Origin of the sequence: Actinospica robiniae DSM 44927 (assembly GCF_000504285.1) — a bacterium.
GTDB classification, from domain to species: domain Bacteria; phylum Actinomycetota; class Actinomycetes; order Streptomycetales; family Catenulisporaceae; genus Actinospica; species Actinospica robiniae.
Genome location: NZ_KI632511.1, coordinates 2,079,675 through 2,095,698, shown reverse-complemented (window position 1 = coordinate 2,095,698; position 16,024 = coordinate 2,079,675). Strand labels below are relative to the sequence as shown.

Sequence of the window (16,024 nt, the reverse complement as noted above, 5' to 3'; positions counted from 1 at the left end):
ACATGCCGCCGATCGCCGGCCCGATCACCGTGGCGACCAACGGGATGTGCCTGGACGACGCCGACAACAGCACCGCCGACGGCAACAAGATCGAGATCTGGAACTGTGATGCCGGCACCAGCCAGCAGTGGGAGCTGACCACCGGCGACACCCTGGTGAACAACGGCAAGTGCCTCGACGTGACCGGCGGTGCCACCACCGACGGGACCCTCGTCGCGCTCTACACGTGCAATGCCACCGGCGCGCAGATCTGGCAGCCGCAGTCCGACGGGGAGTTGCGCAACCCGCAGTCCGGCAAGTGCCTGGATGACCCGGGCTTCAGCAGTACCGCAGGCACGCAGCTGGAGATCTGGGACTGCAACGACGGCACCAACCAGCAGTGGGCGCTGCCCTCGGTCTGATCTCGGCCGTGACTGAGCCCGGCCGACGCAAAGCGCCGGCCGGGCTTCAGAACGCGAACTGCTGTCCGCCGTCGATGTCGTAGGTCGCCCCGGTCAGCGCGGTGTTGGCCATGAGGTGCACGGCGAGGGCGGCGACATCCTCCGGTCCGACGACCCGGCCGATCGGCAGGTGGGTGCGCAGCTCCTCGCGGCGTTCGTCGAGCTGGTCCTTGAGCAGCGATGCCGAGAGCGGAGTGTCGACGAAGCCGGCCGCGATGAGGTTGACGCGGACCGGCGCGATTTCGAGCGCCAGCGCTGCGACGAAAGGCGGAAAGGCGGCGGCGGCCGCGGAGATGATCCCGACGCCGCGCTGAACGCGGCGCCCTCCAGTGCCGCTCATGAGCAGCAGCGTGCCCCCCGGTCGCATCTTGTCCGCCGCGTTGCGCGCGACCTCGAGCCCGAGCACCATGTGGTCGGTCAGAGCCACGCGTACCTGGTCCGCGTCCATCTCGAGCAGCGGGCCGTAGCTCGGGCCGCCCGCCGTGACCAGCACGTGGTCGATGGGCCCCGGCAACCCCTCGAAGAACTTGCGCAACGCCGCCGCGTCCGTGGCGTCGAAGGCCGCCGTGCGATCCACGCCGAGCTCCCTCGCGGCCTGTTCGAGCCTGTCCGGGTTGCGGCCGGTGAGGATGACCTCGGCGCCCTCGGCCTGTGCGCGGCGGGCCGTTTCGAGGCCGATGCCCGCGCTCCCGCCGATCAGTACCACGGTCTGCCCGCGCAGTTCAGGCTCATGTCGGGTCGCGGCGGAAGTGTTCGCCCTGGTCATTCGTCCTCCTCGCAAGACCGCCCATGACTTCGAAGCGTCTTCACCATCGAACGCGTACCGCTCTGCCGCCCGCGCGGATGCGCCATCCGGGGCTCAACCCGCTACGTCATTCCGAATCTGCTGGCTTCAGACGCAGCGAAAGGCTATTAATGCAGTAGCGCTTGTCGGTGGGCGTGGTGAACCCTTCGCCTTCGAACAATTCTCCTAGATATGAGCCGCATTTGGCACACCGAATGACAGGAGCTAGCCCGAAGGACGCCTCCACCCGCACTGAGTCGAGGGTCTTGGGGTCGTAGAATGACGGCCAGCCGCAGCGGGAGTCGAACTTCTCTGCAGAAGTGAAGACCTCGGCCCCACAGGCTCGGCACGAGTACACGCCCTGCACCTTGGTGTCGACGTACTCTCCGGTAAACGGTGCTTCGTCTGAGCCGCCGCGCAGAACCCGGTACTCAGCGGGGGTGAGCTCCGCGTGCCACTCGGCATCAGACTTTTCGATATCGTACGCCACGGCATACTCCTTTAAGGCTGGTTTCCTGCTTGAACGACACCAGCCAAGGTACGGCCCGAAACGCCATTCCGGCCATCAGTCGCATGACTGTAGTAAGCCGAGGCGAGACCGCGGTCGCCTAGGTAACTGCATGAGTCGCCATGCCGGAATAGGTGCTGTGCCTAACTAAACACTTCGCGATTTTCCCGGTGGTGCGATCCCCGTAATGGAGTAAGACTGGGGTGGAGTGTTTCGCGCGTCTGACGGAGCACGTCGCGAGGGGGAGGGCGGCGACGCCGGCCGGCGGGACAGCGGTGGCGACACGCCGCTTTCGAGATCAGCATCTTCTCCGTGGAAATACGTTGGAGGCTTCCGTGTCCGCTTCGTCCAAGTCCACCTCGGCCGCGATCCGGCCGTTCACCGTTCCGACCGCTTCGGAGTCCGAGCTCGAGGACTTGCGCTCGCGTATCAGGGCCACGCGTTGGCCGGATCCGGAGCTGGTCGACGACCACTCACAGGGCCCGAAGCAGGACGTGCTGAAGAAGCTCGCCCAGTACTGGGCCGACGACTACGACATGCGCCGGGTGGAGCAGCGCCTCAGTGCCCTGCCGAACTACATCACCGAGATCGACGGGCTGAACATCCACTTCCTGCACATCCGCTCGCAGCACGAGAACGCCCTGCCGATCATCATGACGCACGGGTGGCCCGGCTCCGTCGTCGAGTTCCTGAGTGCGATCGACCCGCTGGTCAACCCCACTGCGTACGGCGGCAGCGAGGACGAGGCGTTCCACGTCGTGATTCCGTCTATGCCCGGCTACGGGTACTCGGACATGCCGCGGGAGACCGGCTGGGGTCCTGAGCGTATCGCCCGGGCATGGAGCGAGCTGATGCGGCGGCTCGGCTACGAGAACTACGTGGCTCAGGGCGGCGACTGGGGCGCGATCGTCACCGATCTGATGGGTGTCGAGCCCGCGCCGGGGCTGCTGGGCATCCACTCCAACATGCCTGGGGTGCTGCCCGCGGACGTGGCGGCGCAGATCAACTTCGTCACCGGCGGCCCGGCGCCGGACGGCTTATCGGCCGAGGAGCAGAAGGCCTGGGACCAGATGATGGTCCTCTACACCGTGGGCGTGGGGTACGCGGTGGAGATGGCGACGCAGCCGCAGACGCTGTACGGGCTCAACGACTCGCCGATCGGGCTGGCCGGCTGGATGTTGAACCACGACTACGCCAGCTACGAGGATATCGCCGAGGGCGTGCGCGGCAGGCCGGTCGGCAACCTGACCCCTGACGAGGTCCTCGACAACATCACCTACTACTGGCTGACGAACACGGGCGTCTCCTCCGGCCGGCTGTACTGGGAGAACAAGCTCGGGTTCTTCGATGCCAAGGGTGTGAAGGTCCCCGCGGCCGTGAGCGTCTTCCCGAAGGACCTCTACGAGGCGCCGCGCAGCTGGGCGGAGAAGGCTTACCCGAAGCTCGTCTACTTCAACGAGGTGGATCGGGGCGGGCACTTCGCGGCTTGGCAGGAGCCGGAACTGTTCGCCTCCGAGGTACGCGCGGGGCTGAAGTCCTTGCGGTAGCCGGAGCGGGGTGGGAGGCAGGTCGTCGACCCGGCGGCGTGCCTCCCACCCCGGTTCCTTGTTCGCGTAAGGAGATTCGCGGTGGATATCAAGGGAAAGTCCGCTCTGGTGACCGGCGCCAACCGGGGCATCGGCAAGGCGTTCACGCGGGGGCTGCTGGACCACGGTGCGGCCAAGGTGTACGCGGCGGTCCGTGATCCGGAAAGCGTGCAGGACCCTGACGTGGTCCCGGTGCGGCTGAACGTCACCGACCCGGTCGAAGCGGCCGAGGCCGCGGAGCTCGCCCACGATGTCGCGATTCTGGTCAACAACGCCGGTGTCGGCGGGTACGGGACGCACTTGCTGGAGGGGGACTTCGACGCGGCCCGCGAGGCGATGGACGTGAACTACTTCGGCACGTGGCTGGTGGCCCGCAACTTCGCCCCGGTACTCGCTCGTAACGGCGGTGGAGCGCTGGTCAACATGCTTTCGGTCGCCTCTTGGGTCGGCCGGCCGCGGTTCCCCGGCTATGCGGGCTCGAAGGCCGCCCAGTGGTCGTTGACCAATTCGTTCCGGGAGGGCCTGCGCGACCAGGGCACTCTCGTGGTCGGCGTGCACGCGGGCTTCGTGGACACTGATCTGAGCAAGCAGTTCGAGGGGCCGAAGATCACGCCGCAGGTGGTGGTGGAGGAGACGATGCAGGCGATCGTCGAGGGCCGGACCGAGGTACTGGCCGACGAGCCCGCTCGCCGGATCAAGGCCTCCCTGGCGTGAACCCGATCAGGAGGGGCGCTCCCAGGTGAGGACGCCGCTGCGACGCGCGCCCCAGATGAAGGCGGGTTCGGGCAGGACGAGGTTGAGCAGTTCGCCGTCCCATTCGGCGATCCGGGCCAGGGTGGCGCCGACCCAGTTCGGAAACAGGCTGAGCGTCACTTTGTGAGTCACGCGGTTGCCTTCGGAGACGTCCCAGGTACCGCCGTAGGCCATGTAGCCCGTGGCGGCCGCGACCAGTTCATCGGGCTCTCCCTCCTCGAGCCTCGGCTGCCGGAACTCAGGCCGGTCCGGTCGCATGATCTGGGCGGACATCTGAGCGTCGGCGGTGTAGATGAGGATTCCCCGCGCCCGCGCGCCGAAGGGCTCGACGACATCCCCGGTGTCGAGGGCGGTGGCCTTGAAGGAGACGAGGCGCCAGGCGCCGACAAGGGCGCTTCGCAGTTCGTCGGGCGTCATGACGACTCCTTTTCTGGGCTTTGCCTCTGCGAGCTGCGCAGACCGGGATCAGTGCCCGTACAGCTGCGGCAGGTCGAGTTCCGCGGCCGCTAGAGATCCGCCCGCCCGCTCACGCAGCGAGCCCGCCAGACGTTGTGCCGGCTCGCCCCGCCGCAGCGCACGGATGGCGCCGAAGCTCTCGGCCAGCTCGTTCTCGGTCGGAGTGGGCTGACCAGCGCCGATGAGTTCTTTCGCGGTGGCCAGAGCCGTGGCGTCGAAGGTGGCGATGCGGCGGGCGAGGCGGTCGACGTGATCGTCCAGCTCGGCGTCGGGCAGCGAGCGGTTCACCCAGCCGTAGCGCTCGGCGATGTCGGCGTCGAAGTCGTCCGCGCTGAGCACGGCCTCGAGGGCGCGGCCGCGCCCGATGTGCCGGGGCAGCCACTCCAGTCCGCCGCCGCCCGGCACGAGTCCGAACCCGATCTCGATCTGGCACAGCCGCGCGTTCTCCGCGGCGGCGAAGCGCATGTCGCAGGCGCAGACGAACTCGTTGCCGATGCCGCGGGCGCGTCCGCGGATCTTGGCGATGGTGACGACCGGTGAGTTCGTCAGCCATCGGCTGAAGTTCGGCCAGCCCTGCACGATGCTCTGGGCCCCGGGAACATCTGGGACGTCGGTGGCCTTCGCCAGGTCCAGGTGGGCGAAGTAGAACTCCGGGTTGGCGGACTCGAAGACCACCACCTTGACCGCGTTGGCCGGCTCGTCGGCATAGCGTCGCAGCAGGTTGAGACCAGCGAAGACCGCCGGGTCGAAGAGGTTGATCGGGGGGTTGTCGATGACGGCGCGCAGGAAGCCGGGCGCCGCCAGCGAGACCCGGACGGCGGTGCTGTCTGTCAGTGACGCGGAGTCGCCGGCAGGCGTCATGGCTTGTTCCCTTCATTCGATCCCCGAGCAGTGTTCGAGATAGGCGGTCTCAGCCCGCTGACGCCCCTTCGGCGAGTTCCTCGGTGATGCCTCCCAGGGTGGCCGGGTGGTTGAGCTCCCACTCGGTGGCCTTGCCCCAGCCGTGCTCGACCGCCTTCTTCATCCGGGTCTGCGCCGCCGGCTTGCCGACGAGGGCGGCGATCGTCGAGAACGACTGGAGCAGCTCTCCCATGGTCGGCGGCGGCACGCGCTCGTTCACCAACCGCTTCGCGGTCGCCAGCGCCTCGCCGTCGAAGCCGGCCACCCGACGGGCGAACGCGTCGACGTGGCGGTCGAGGTCGGCATCGGGAATCGAGCGGTTGATCCAGCCGTAGAGGGCCGCGGTGTCCGCGTCGAAGTCCTCCCCGCCCACCATGATCTCCAGTGCCCGTGACCGGCCGACCAGGCGCGGGAGCCAGTCGCACCCGCCTCCACCGGGCACCAGCGCGAAGCCGACCTCCGCCTGGGAGAAGAGCGCCTTCTCGCGGCTGGCGAACCGGAGGTCGCAGGCGAGCGCGAACTCGTTGCCGATTCCGCGCGTCCGCCCACGCACCGAGGCGATGCTCAGGGCGTTCGCGTGGGAGAGCCGGGTGACGAAGCGGGGCCAGTCCTCGGCGAGGTCGGCCGCACCCGGGATGTCCGGCACCTCGGGCAGCCGGGGTACGTCCAGATGCGAGATGTAGTAGTCCGGGTCGGCGCTGTCGAAGACGACGACGCGCAGCTTGTCGTCGCTCTCCATCCGGTCGAGTAAGAGCCGCAGTTGCGCGTAGACCTCCGGATCGAGCAGGTTGATCGGAGGGTTCTGGAAGGTCGCCCGCCAGTAGGCCGGGGTGATCTCTTCGACCGCGACGACCGGGCCCTTCTTGGCCATGGGGTTCTCCAGTGGAAAAGGCGTTGTCACAGCTGCGCCGGTGCGCCGTCTCCTCGACGGTGTCACCGGCCCGGGCCCTGCGCAACGAACGTAAGCCGGGCTGCATGCCGCGGCAATCCGAGTGGAAGCGTGCTGGGCTGTCGGGACGTCTCGTGTCACTCGTTCGGCGTCGCGGACTTCAGCCGGAGCTGCCTCCGTGAACTGACCCCGAGTTTGGCGAAGACGTTGCCGAGGTGCCATTCCACCGTGCGGGGGCTGATGAACAGCCGGGCCGCGATCTCCTGATTGGTGTGGCCGGCCCTCGCCAGCCGGGCGATCTGGGTCTCCTGGCCGGTGAGGCGGGTGACGTCGGTGCCGGCCGTCCTCTTGCGCACGGACTCTCCCGTCGCCAGCAGTTCCATCCGGGCGCGCTCGGCGAATCCCTGCGCGCCGAACCGGATGAACGCCTCGTGGGCCGCCTTCAGCTGGGCGCGGCTTTCCTGGCGGCGGTTCTCGCGCCGCAGCCACTCCCCGTAGAGGAGACGGGCGCGGGCGAGTTGGACGGCGATCCGGCAGCGGCCGAGGTGCTCGATGGCCGAGCGGAAGAGCGCGTCGGCCTCTCCGCCGTCGCTCAGCAGCGCGCGCGAGCACGACTCCGTGCCGATGGCCCACGCGGTCGCGCCGGCGCGGGTGCGCTCGACGAGCTTTTCCAGCGCGGCTTCGGCGTCTGCCCGTCGGCCGCTGCGGGTCGCGGCCTCGATCAGCTCGGTCAGCGCCCAACCGAAGAAGCCCAGATCCTCGTACTCGCATGCGCGCATCGCGGCAGCCAACGCAGCGTCATAACGGCCCAGGCCGTTGTACAGCAGGGAGTTCGCGTAATGGGCGAGCCCGAGCGAGCGGCCTTCGCCACGTTCGCATACCTCTTCGATAGTGGTTTCGATGAGGTCTGATGCCTGAGGTTCTTCCGCTCGCCAGGCGCTGAGCACCAGCGAGGTGTACATCATCGGAGCGCCGCCCACGGCCTGCGAGATCGAAGTGGCCTCGTCGATCAGCGCGGCAGCAGTGTCGAATCGGCCGCCCTGGACGTGGAGATACGCCCGGTAGGTCAGCGCCATCGGAAGGGTGGCGAGCGTCCCCGTCGCGCGGGCGGTCTCGACCGCGGAGGTCGCAAGATGCTGCCATGCGTCGTCGTCCCAGAGTTCCGGGGCGATGGGTTCGGGCAGCACGTGGAATGCCAGCCGCAGCCCGTCGACGTCCCGATCGGTCTGCTCGTTCCCAATGCTGGGCAAGGCATTCCTGAGCTTGTCGACGGCGTTGGCGCTGCCGTCGACGATCCGGCTCGCGACGCCGTCCAGCAGGACGTCGACTGCTCGTGGCGGCGTCGGCGGTGACGGTCCGGCGCGGGCCTCCTCGGCCACTTCCTGTTGTCCGGGGCCTTTGCTGAGGCGTCCGGCGAATATCGCAGCTCCAAGCGATTCCAGCAGCGTGTCGCGAGCGAGAGCTGCATCGAGCGGCGCAAGCCGGCGTGCGGAGCGGAGCAACTGCCCGGGTGCCTCCCCGCCGCGAAGGCGAGTGAAGATCTCTCTGGCCCGCAGCCGCTCGAGCCGTGCTCGCAGTAATTCGTCGAGCGGGCCGATCTCCGCCATTGTCAGCATGCTGCGGGCCCCCTCGGCCTGTCCGGCGTCGATGTGCGCTTGGGCGGCGGCCAGGGCGCGGGTGACGCGGCGTATCGGATCAGGCGTCAGCTCGGCGGCCCGGCGAAGGAACAGGGCCGTGGCGGCTGCTCCGCCTCTGCTGCGAGCGCGGTCAGCGGAGTGCTCCAGCGCGACGGCGACGTCTTCGTCGGGCCCACTTGCAGCGCAGGCGCGGTGCCATGCCCTGCGATCGGGATCGGTGCGTGGATCTGTGGCGTCTGCCAACGCCCGGTGTGCCGCGCGGCGCTGCGGCACGTTCGCGCTCTCGTAGACCGTGGAGCGAGTCAACGGGTGACGGAACCGTACCGTCGTCCCGAACTCGACGAGCCCGGTGACCTCGGCCGGTACCGCGGCGTTCGCTGCGATCTCCTGAAGTCCGGCTGCACGCCACAGGAGCGACGCGTCTCCCGTCGGGTCGGCCGCGGCCGTCGTCAGAAGCTGCCGGCTTCCCTGCGGAAGCGATGCCAGTTCGCGGTCGAATGCGCTTTGGATGCGCCTCGCCAATTCACGACCGTCGGGAAGCCGGAATCCGCCGGCGAGCTCTCCGGGGGCGCGTGGCAGATGCAGCAGCGCCATCGGGTTGCCGCGGGATTCGGCGACGATCCTGTCCCGCACCTGCGGATCGAGCGGCGTGTTCACCGTCGACAGCAGGAGCGCACGAGCCTCGGGCTCGTTCAGCCCTTCGACGACCAGCTCCGGCAGTCCGGCCAGCTCACTGAGGCCGTCGGGCTGCCGGACGCCGAAGATCAGGGCCATCGGCTCGGCCATCAACCGCCGGGCGACGAATGCCAGGAGCTGCGCGGAACCCTCGTCGAGCCACTGGGCATCGTCGACGAGGCAGAGCAGGGGCTGAGCGTCGGCGGCATCGGCCAGCAGACTGAGCGCGGCCAGGCCGACCAGGAACCGCTGCGGGGCTTCGCCCTGCTGCAGCCCGAACGCGACGCGGAGCGCGTCGTGCTGCGGCGAGGGCAAGTGCTGGAGCCGGTCCAGGAAGGGCGCGCACAACTGATGGAGGCCGGCGAACGGCAGCTCCATCTCCGACTCGATGCCTGTGACCTGGATGGTGCGCATTCCGGCGGCCCGGTCGGCCGCGTAGTCGAGCAGCGCGGTCTTGCCGATGCCCGGCTCACCGCGCAGGACCAGGACGGCGCTGCTACCCGCCTGGGCGGTGGCCAGAGTCCGGTCCAGCGCGGCCCGCTCTCGGCCGCGCCCCAGCAGTTCCGTCGGAGAGCCGATGGCGCCCACGCCCATCCATCCACACTATTACGGTTCGGGCCCTGAAGCCGGGTCGTCCCGGCCGACCACGGGGCTGACCGATACCCCGGGGTTTCCCCCGGGGCGACGGCCGAGCGTCTGGGACAGGGTGGACGCGTCAGCGGAGCGGGGGTCGTCGGACGGGTGCGCATGATGAGTGGTGAAGTCTTTCTCGAGCAGGCCGGGACGAACGCCCTGATCGGTCGGAGCGGAGATCTTCAGCGGGTTCACGACCTGCTGAACCTCGGCACGGGAGGCGGAGCCCTCCTGGTGTCGGGCGAGGCCGGAGTGGGGAAGTCGGCCGTCCTCGACGCCGTCGGCGAGGCCGCGTCAGCGTCCGGGGCCCGGGTGCTGCGCGCCCTCGGGACCGCGTCCGACGCCGATTTCGACTACTCGGGGCTCAACCAGCTGCTCTTCCCGCTGCAGGAGACGATCGACGCCCTCGACCAGCCGTACCACAGCGCCCTCCGCCTCGCGCTGGGCTTCACCAGCGGGCCGACGCCGGAAAGGCTGGTCGTCTCCAACGCCGCGCTCGCGCTGCTCCGGAAGGCGGCCGCCGATCGGCCGGTGCTCGTCGTCGTCGACGACCTTGCCCGGATAGACGGACCCAGTGCCGGCGTACTGGCCTTCGTGGCTCGCCGCGCGGCCGGCGGCGGCGTGAGTCTGCTGGCCGCGGGACGGCCGGAGTCTCGAACGGTGCTCGAGAGCTTCCGACTGCCCGAGTACCAGCTGCAACCGTTGGCCGAGGACGCGGCGAAGCGCCTGGTCAACGCCCGGTTCCCGGACCTCGCTCCCGGCGTCCGGCGTCGCGTGCTCGCCGCCGCACAGGGCAATCCGCTCGCCTTGCTGGAGCTGCCCGGCGCATTGCGGGCGGCACAGCGTGCCGCGCGGGAGGATCTGCCCGCCATGCTGCCGCTGAGTCGGCGGCTGGAGGAGCTGTTCGGCGCCCGGGTGGCCGGCCTGCCCCTGCCTACGCGGCGTCTTCTGCTGCTTGCGGCGTTGGAGCGGACCGGTGACCTCGGCCTCCTCCAAGAGGCCCTGCGCCACGCCGCCGCCGGCGCCACCATGGACGATCTTGCGCCCGCGGAGCGGGCTCACCTGGTGTACGTCGACGAATCCACCCGTCGGCTTGAGTTCCGTCACCCGCTGGTTCGCTCCGCCGTCGTCGAAGCCATGGCGAGTAGTGAGCGGCGCGCGGCCCACGGCGCGCTCGCTCGCGCCTTGGTCGACCGGCCCGAGCGCCAGGCCTGGCACCTCGGCGAGTCATCCCTGGAGCCGGAGGAGCGCGTGGCGGCCCGGCTCGAGCAAGCCGCGCACCTGGCCCTGGAACGCGGAGACGACTCGGAAGGCGTACGGACACTGGCCCGCTCCGCCGCCCTGAGCCCGCACCGGCCCGACCGTGGCCGCCGACTGGCGCAGGCCGCTTATATCGGCGCCGAATCCGCAGGCTCGCTCGGCAGCGCGCGAACGCTTCTCGACGACGCGCGAGAGGCGGATCCGGCGCAGCGGCTCTCGCTGCACTCCGCCGCGGCGGCCGCCGTGCTCGTGCTCAACGGAGATGGCGACCTCGCCACCGCGCATCGATTGCTGACCTCTGCGATCGAGAACGCCCCGCACGGCCATGACGCGCAGGACAAGGCGCTGATCGACGCGCTGCATCTCCTCCTCCTGGTCTGCTTCTACGGTGGCCGGTCGGAACTGTGGACACCCTTCTACGCGGCACTGGCACGCCTCGTGCCGGAAGTCCCGCCGCGTCTGTCGGCAGCGGCGAAGACGTTCTCGGACCCGGCCCGAAGCGGCCATGCGGCCCGGGAAGAACTCGATCGGCTCCTGGCGGAACTGCCCTACGAGACCGACCCGGCCGAGATCGCGCGCACCGGCACGGCGGCGCTCTATCTCGATCGGCTGGGCGAGGTTCGCGAGGCGGCGTGGCGGGTGGTCCGGCACGGTCGTGAGGGCGGTCCCGTCCGGCGGCATCTGGCCGGGCTGATGCACCTGTCCCTGGACGACTTCCTCGTCGGCGCGTGGGACGAAGCGCAGCAGTTGGCTGATGAAGGCATTCGACTCTGCGAGGACCACGGTTACACGTTCTTCGCCTGGTACTACCAGTACATTCGCGCCATGGTCGCCGCTGCCCGCGGCGACGAAGCCGACGGCAAGGCGGCGGTCGACCGGATCACGCGATGGGCCACGCTCCGAGGCGTGCATGGAGCCGTGCACTACGCGCAGCACGCGGCCACGCTCTCGGCCCTCGGACAGGGCGACTTCTCCGAGGCCTACAGGCACGCGAACGCCATCAGCCCGGCCGGCGTGCTGGCCTCACACGTGCCGCATGCCCTGTGGGTGATGCTGGACCTGGTCGAGGCCGCGGTCCGGACCGGCCGGCCGGAAGAAGCAGCACAACACGTGCGGGCGATGGCCGAAGCCGACGTCGCCGCCCTCTCGCCGCGGCTGGCGCTGCTGGTCGGGGCGTCCGTGGCTTTGTGTGAAACCGACGACGCCGAGGCCGTGCGGCTCTTCGAGAATGCGTTGAACATCCCCGGTGCGGATCGCTGGCCTTTCGACTACGCGCGGGTGCAGCTGCTTCTCGGCGAGAGGCTGAGGCGCTCGAGGGCGACGGCGCGATCCCGGGAGCCACTACGTGCCGCGCTAGCCGCGTTCGAACGGCTGGGAGCCCGGCCGTGGGCGGAACGCGCTGGACAGGAACTGCGTGCTGCGGGTGCGAACAAGCGCCCTGCCGCCGGGGAACTGGACGCGCAAACGCTGACCGCACAGGAGTTGGAGATAGCCAGGCTGGCTGCTTCCGGCCTGACGAACAAGCAGATCGCTGAGAGGCTCTTCGTCTCCCACCGGACCGTGGGAGCCCACCTCTATCAGCTCTTCCCGAAACTCGGCATCTCCTCGCGGGCGATGCTCAGCGAGGCTCTCGAGGGGATCTGACCTATGCCGCTACCTAGACGATCGGCCCTCTACCTGCCGGAATCGAAGTCGCATGACGGATAACGCTCGGCCGACGAATTCCGCAGTATTGAGGTGTCGGGCGAACGAGTTCCCGACGATCCGAGTACCACAAGTAAGGAAACGAACATCATGTCTTCCACCCCTGGAGTGCCGGCGATCCGCCCGTTCACCTTCGATTTCTCCGACGCCGAGCTCGAGGATCTGCGCGCGCGTATCGAGGCGGCGCGGTGGCCCGAGCAGGAGACCGTCCCGGACCAGTCGCAGGGCACGCAGTTGAAGACGATGAAGGAGCTCGCCCGCTACCGGGCGTCCGAGTACGACTGGCGCAAGGTCGAAGCCAAGCTGAAGGCCCTGCCCAACTTCATCACCGAGATCGACGGCCTGGACATCCACTTCATCCACGTGCGCTCGAAGCACGAGAACGCCCTGCCGGTCATCGTCACGCACGGCTGGCCCGGCTCGGTCGTCGAGCAGCTGAAGATCATCGAGCCGCTCACCGACCCCACCGCCCACGGCGGCAGCGCCGAAGACGCCTTCCACGTGGTGATCCCCTCCATGCCCGGCTACGGGTTCTCGGGCAAGCCGGCCGAGCAGGGCTGGGGCCCCGAGCGCATCGCCCGCGCCTGGGGCGAGCTGATGCAGCGCCTCGGCTACGACCGGTACGTCGCCCAGGGCGGCGACTGGGGCGCCATCGTCACCGACCTCATGGGCGCCCAGGAGCCCGAGGGCCTGATCGGCATCCACACCAACATGCCCAAGGTGATTCCCGCCGACATCGACGCCGCGCTCATCGCCGGGAACGCGTTGCCCGAGGGCCTGTCGCTCTCCGACGAGGAGAAGACCGCGATCGGCCAGCTGGACTACGTGTACCGGCACGTCTACTACGCCTACATGATGGCCTCGCGCCCGCAGTCGCTGACCGGCCTCGTGGACTCGCCGGTCGGCCTGGCGGCCTTCATGCTCGACCACGACGCGGCCAGCCTCGCCCAGATAACCCGGGCCTTCGCCGGGCACACCGAGGGCCTGACCCGGGACGACGTGCTCGACAACATCACGCTGTTCTGGCTGACCAACACGGCGATCTCCGCGGCCCGCCTGTACGCCGAGAACACGGCGTCCTTCTTCGGGATCAACGGCGTGAAGCTGCCGGTCGCCGTCAGCGTCTTCCCCGACGAGCTTTACCAGGCCCCCAAGAGCTGGACGGAGCAGGCGTACCCGAACCTGATCCACTACAACCAGCTCCCCGAGGGCGGGCACTTCGCCGCCTGGGAGCAGCCGGAGCTGTTCGTGAACGAATTGCGCATCGGCTTCCGCTCGCTGCGCTAACGCCCGCGCACGCCCACGCCGGCCGGGCTCACGTTCGCGCGCCGACGTGAGCCCGCCGCGCGCGTTTGGCATCCGAACACCAGGAAATGAATGGCAGAGTAGACAGAGGGCGTCATTCTGCTCGCCCGGCCACTCGAACGGGAGGGCCAGAGCTGCGATGAAGCTGTTGGACTGGCTACGACGGCACGATCACGGCTTCATCGCGCTGCGGCGGGCAGGAAGGGCCGCGGTCGTGATGCCGGGCGTGTTCGCGCTGGCCGAGGTCGTGATCGGCAACCCGATCCTGGCGACCTTCGCCGCGTTCGGCGGGTTCGCCACCCTGCTGTTCGCGGACTTCAACGGACCGATGCGCGAGCGACTGGCCTCGCAGACCGCACTGGTGCTCACCGGTGCCGTGCTGGTGTGCGTGGGCACGCTCGGCTCCCAGCACAGCTGGATCGCGGTGCCGATGACCTTCGTCGTCGCGTTCGGGGTGCTCTTCTCCGGAGTGATCAGCTCGCCCCTGGCCTCGGCGAGCAATGCGCTGCTGCTCAGTTTCGTGCTCGCCGTCACGTTGCCCGGGTCGCCGAGCGCGGTATCCGACCGGGTTCTCGGCTGGCTTCTGGCCGGGGGTGCCTCGATCCTCGCGATCGCCCTGTTGTGGCCCGCCCCGACGAAGGAGCCGGTGCGCGGGCTGACGGCCACGGCCTGTCGCCTCTTCGCCCGCCGGCTGCGTGCGGAGGCCGGCTGCGTGAGCAGCGGCTACCACCCGCGGAGTCTGGAAGCGCGGCAGACGGCCGCAGCGGAGGCGGACGAGGCCGTCGAGGCGCTGCGCACCGCGTTCTTCCGCACGCCCTACCGGCCCACCGGCCTGACCGCGTCCGCGCGCATCCTGGCGGGTCTGGTCGACAAGGTGATCTGGCTGGGGTCGATCCTGGACCGGATGCCGTTCGAGCCCGAGCACGGGCTGACCGATGAGCCCGTCGCCCGTGTGAAACTGGCGGCTGCCGAGGTGCTCGAGAAGGCCGCGGACGTCCTGCAAAAGGGCGCGGGCGCGGCCGCCGGGCTGCATGCCGCCCTCGACCACCTGCACCACGAGCGCGCCGGCATGGAGCAGTCGACCACCGACACGCTACCTCACCATCATTCCGCCGCCGTGGCAGCCGCCCGGGGTGGGGCAGGTCCCGGAGAGCGCGCCGCCGACTTCGTCGGGAGCCTCATGCCGAGCTTCCGGGCGCAAGAACTGGCGACCTCCGTCAGGGCGATCGGCACGTCGGTCGACCTCGTCGTCGCGAATCTCACCCGCACCACCTGGCAGCTGGTCCTGGGGCGCAATCGCCCGGAGGCTGTGGGCTCGTCGATCGTGTTCGCGCGGCAGGGCGCGGCGGCGCACGCCGAAGTCCACTCGGTCTGGCTGCACAACAGCCTGCGCGGCGCCGCAGCGCTCGCCGTGGGCGTGCTGGTGGTGGAGTTCTCCGGCGTGCAGCACGCCTTCTGGGTGCTGCTCGGCTCGTTGGCCGTACTACGTTCGAACGCGCTGACCACGGGGCAGAATGCGCTGCGCGGCATCATCGGCACCACGGCCGGCATCATCATCGGCGGAGTGCTGGTCTACTTCGTGGGCACGCAGATGCCCGCCCTGTGGGTACTGCTCCCGGTGGCCGTCTTCTTCGGCGGGATAGCACCGGCCACAATCTCCTTCGCCGCAGGTCAGGCCGGGTTCACCGCGACGGTCCTCATCCTCTACAACATCATCGCGCCCGCCGGCTGGCAGATCGGGATCGTGCGGGTCGAAGACGTCGCCATCGGTTGCGTCGTCAGCCTGGCGGTCGGCGTGCTGTTCTGGCCACGCGGAGCTGCGCGAGCCTTGGACCGGTGCCTGTCGGAGGCGCTGTCCGACAGCGCTCGGTATCTCGACAAGGCCGTGGACTACGGGGTGAGCCGCTGCGACAGCGTCCATGTAGTCGCAGCCGAGCCGACCGACGAGGCACGTCGCGCGACGGCGGCATCCAGACGCCTGGACGACGCATTCCGCAACTACCTGGCCGAACGCGGCACGAAGCACCTCTCGCTGGCAGACGCCACGACCGTGATCAACGCTGCCGTCGTGCTGCAGCTGACGGCGGACGCGGTACTGGACCTGTGGAGCACTGTCGGTCGCGGAGCCTCGGGCGACCGTGCGCAGGCGCGGCACGAATTGCGCGGAGCGGGCGACCGGATGAGCGCCTGGTTCGCACAAGCGGCCGAAGCGCTGCTCGGAGGCCAAGACCCGCCGCAGCCCGCCGCCGTGGACCGCTCCGCGGGCACCCGTCTGGTCGCAGCCCTCGGCCGGGACATCGACGAAGGGCGCGAGCGCGGAGCCGCCGCGGCGGTGCGCATGATCTGGACCGCGGAACACATCGATACCGCCCGTCACCTCGAACAGGGCGTGGCCGGGCCGGTCGAGAAGATCTTCACGGTACGGAGCTCGCATCGCGGCGGAGACCCCCGTCGGCTCAAGGCCGCCGCGCAGTCGGCCTCCGCCTGATCGAAA

At 69.4% G+C, this 16,024-nt stretch carries 12 protein-coding genes; 6 read left to right on the top strand and 6 right to left on the bottom strand.

What is annotated here, in order from left to right; translation table 11 throughout:
• The first annotated feature begins 2 nt into the window (after nucleotides 1-2).
• A complete protein-coding gene (locus ACTRO_RS51375; RefSeq protein WP_425394876.1) occupies nucleotides 3-401 on the top strand; it encodes a ricin-type beta-trefoil lectin domain protein in 399 nt (132 codons plus the stop codon).
• A 46-nt stretch (nucleotides 402-447) separates the two neighbouring features.
• Here the strand turns inward: ACTRO_RS51375 and ACTRO_RS08815 are convergent, their stop codons facing one another.
• Both ACTRO_RS08815 and msrB read right to left on the bottom strand, forming a co-directional pair.
• Entirely contained in the window at nucleotides 448-1,206 is a 759-nt protein-coding gene (locus ACTRO_RS08815; protein ID WP_034262682.1) for an SDR family oxidoreductase, read from the bottom strand.
• A 106-nt stretch (nucleotides 1,207-1,312) separates the two neighbouring features.
• A complete protein-coding gene (gene msrB, locus ACTRO_RS45535) occupies nucleotides 1,313-1,714 on the bottom strand; it encodes a peptide-methionine (R)-S-oxide reductase MsrB (RefSeq protein WP_084316100.1) in 402 nt (133 codons plus the stop codon).
• A gap of 353 nt (nucleotides 1,715-2,067) precedes the next feature.
• On the opposite strand from msrB, the gene ACTRO_RS08810 reads away from it, so the two are divergent.
• Both ACTRO_RS08810 and ACTRO_RS08805 read left to right on the top strand, forming a co-directional pair.
• Complete coding sequence (locus ACTRO_RS08810; RefSeq protein WP_034262680.1) at nucleotides 2,068-3,279, top strand: epoxide hydrolase family protein; 1,212 nt, start codon at nucleotides 2,068-2,070, stop codon at nucleotides 3,277-3,279.
• A gap of 81 nt (nucleotides 3,280-3,360) precedes the next feature.
• Nucleotides 3,361-4,032, top strand: a complete 672-nt coding sequence (locus ACTRO_RS08805) for an SDR family oxidoreductase (protein WP_034262679.1) — start codon at nucleotides 3,361-3,363, stop codon at nucleotides 4,030-4,032.
• 6 nt (nucleotides 4,033-4,038) lie between these two features.
• On the opposite strand, the gene ACTRO_RS08800 is transcribed toward ACTRO_RS08805, so the two are convergent.
• The 4 genes from ACTRO_RS08800 to ACTRO_RS08785 all read right to left on the bottom strand — a co-directional run bounded on the left by ACTRO_RS08800 (nucleotide 4,039) and on the right by ACTRO_RS08785 (nucleotide 9,222).
• Entirely contained in the window at nucleotides 4,039-4,488 is a 450-nt protein-coding gene (locus ACTRO_RS08800; RefSeq protein WP_034262678.1) for a lipocalin-like domain-containing protein, read from the bottom strand.
• A 48-nt stretch (nucleotides 4,489-4,536) separates the two neighbouring features.
• Nucleotides 4,537-5,388, bottom strand: coding sequence for an enoyl-CoA hydratase/isomerase family protein (locus tag ACTRO_RS08795; RefSeq protein ID WP_051450538.1), 852 nt, complete (start codon nucleotides 5,386-5,388; stop codon nucleotides 4,537-4,539).
• Between the two features lie 49 nt (nucleotides 5,389-5,437).
• Nucleotides 5,438-6,298 carry an enoyl-CoA hydratase/isomerase family protein gene (locus ACTRO_RS08790; protein WP_051450537.1) on the bottom strand — a complete coding sequence of 287 codons (861 nt, stop codon included), beginning with the start codon at nucleotides 6,296-6,298 and terminating at the stop codon, nucleotides 5,438-5,440.
• 155 nt (nucleotides 6,299-6,453) lie between these two features.
• Nucleotides 6,454-9,222 carry a helix-turn-helix transcriptional regulator gene (locus ACTRO_RS08785; protein WP_084316097.1) on the bottom strand — a complete coding sequence of 923 codons (2,769 nt, stop codon included), beginning with the start codon at nucleotides 9,220-9,222 and terminating at the stop codon, nucleotides 6,454-6,456.
• Between the two features lie 153 nt (nucleotides 9,223-9,375).
• On the opposite strand from ACTRO_RS08785, the gene ACTRO_RS08780 reads away from it, so the two are divergent.
• From ACTRO_RS08780 to ACTRO_RS08770, 3 genes are all read left to right on the top strand, one after another.
• Nucleotides 9,376-12,165 carry a LuxR C-terminal-related transcriptional regulator gene (locus ACTRO_RS08780; protein ID WP_034262676.1) on the top strand — a complete coding sequence of 930 codons (2,790 nt, stop codon included), beginning with the start codon at nucleotides 9,376-9,378 and terminating at the stop codon, nucleotides 12,163-12,165.
• 150 nt (nucleotides 12,166-12,315) lie between these two features.
• Entirely contained in the window at nucleotides 12,316-13,512 is a 1,197-nt protein-coding gene (locus ACTRO_RS08775) for an epoxide hydrolase family protein (RefSeq protein WP_034262674.1), read from the top strand.
• Between the two features lie 157 nt (nucleotides 13,513-13,669).
• Nucleotides 13,670-16,018, top strand: coding sequence for an FUSC family protein (locus tag ACTRO_RS08770; RefSeq protein WP_051450536.1), 2,349 nt, complete (start codon nucleotides 13,670-13,672; stop codon nucleotides 16,016-16,018).
• Nucleotides 16,019-16,024 lie beyond the last annotated feature (6 nt).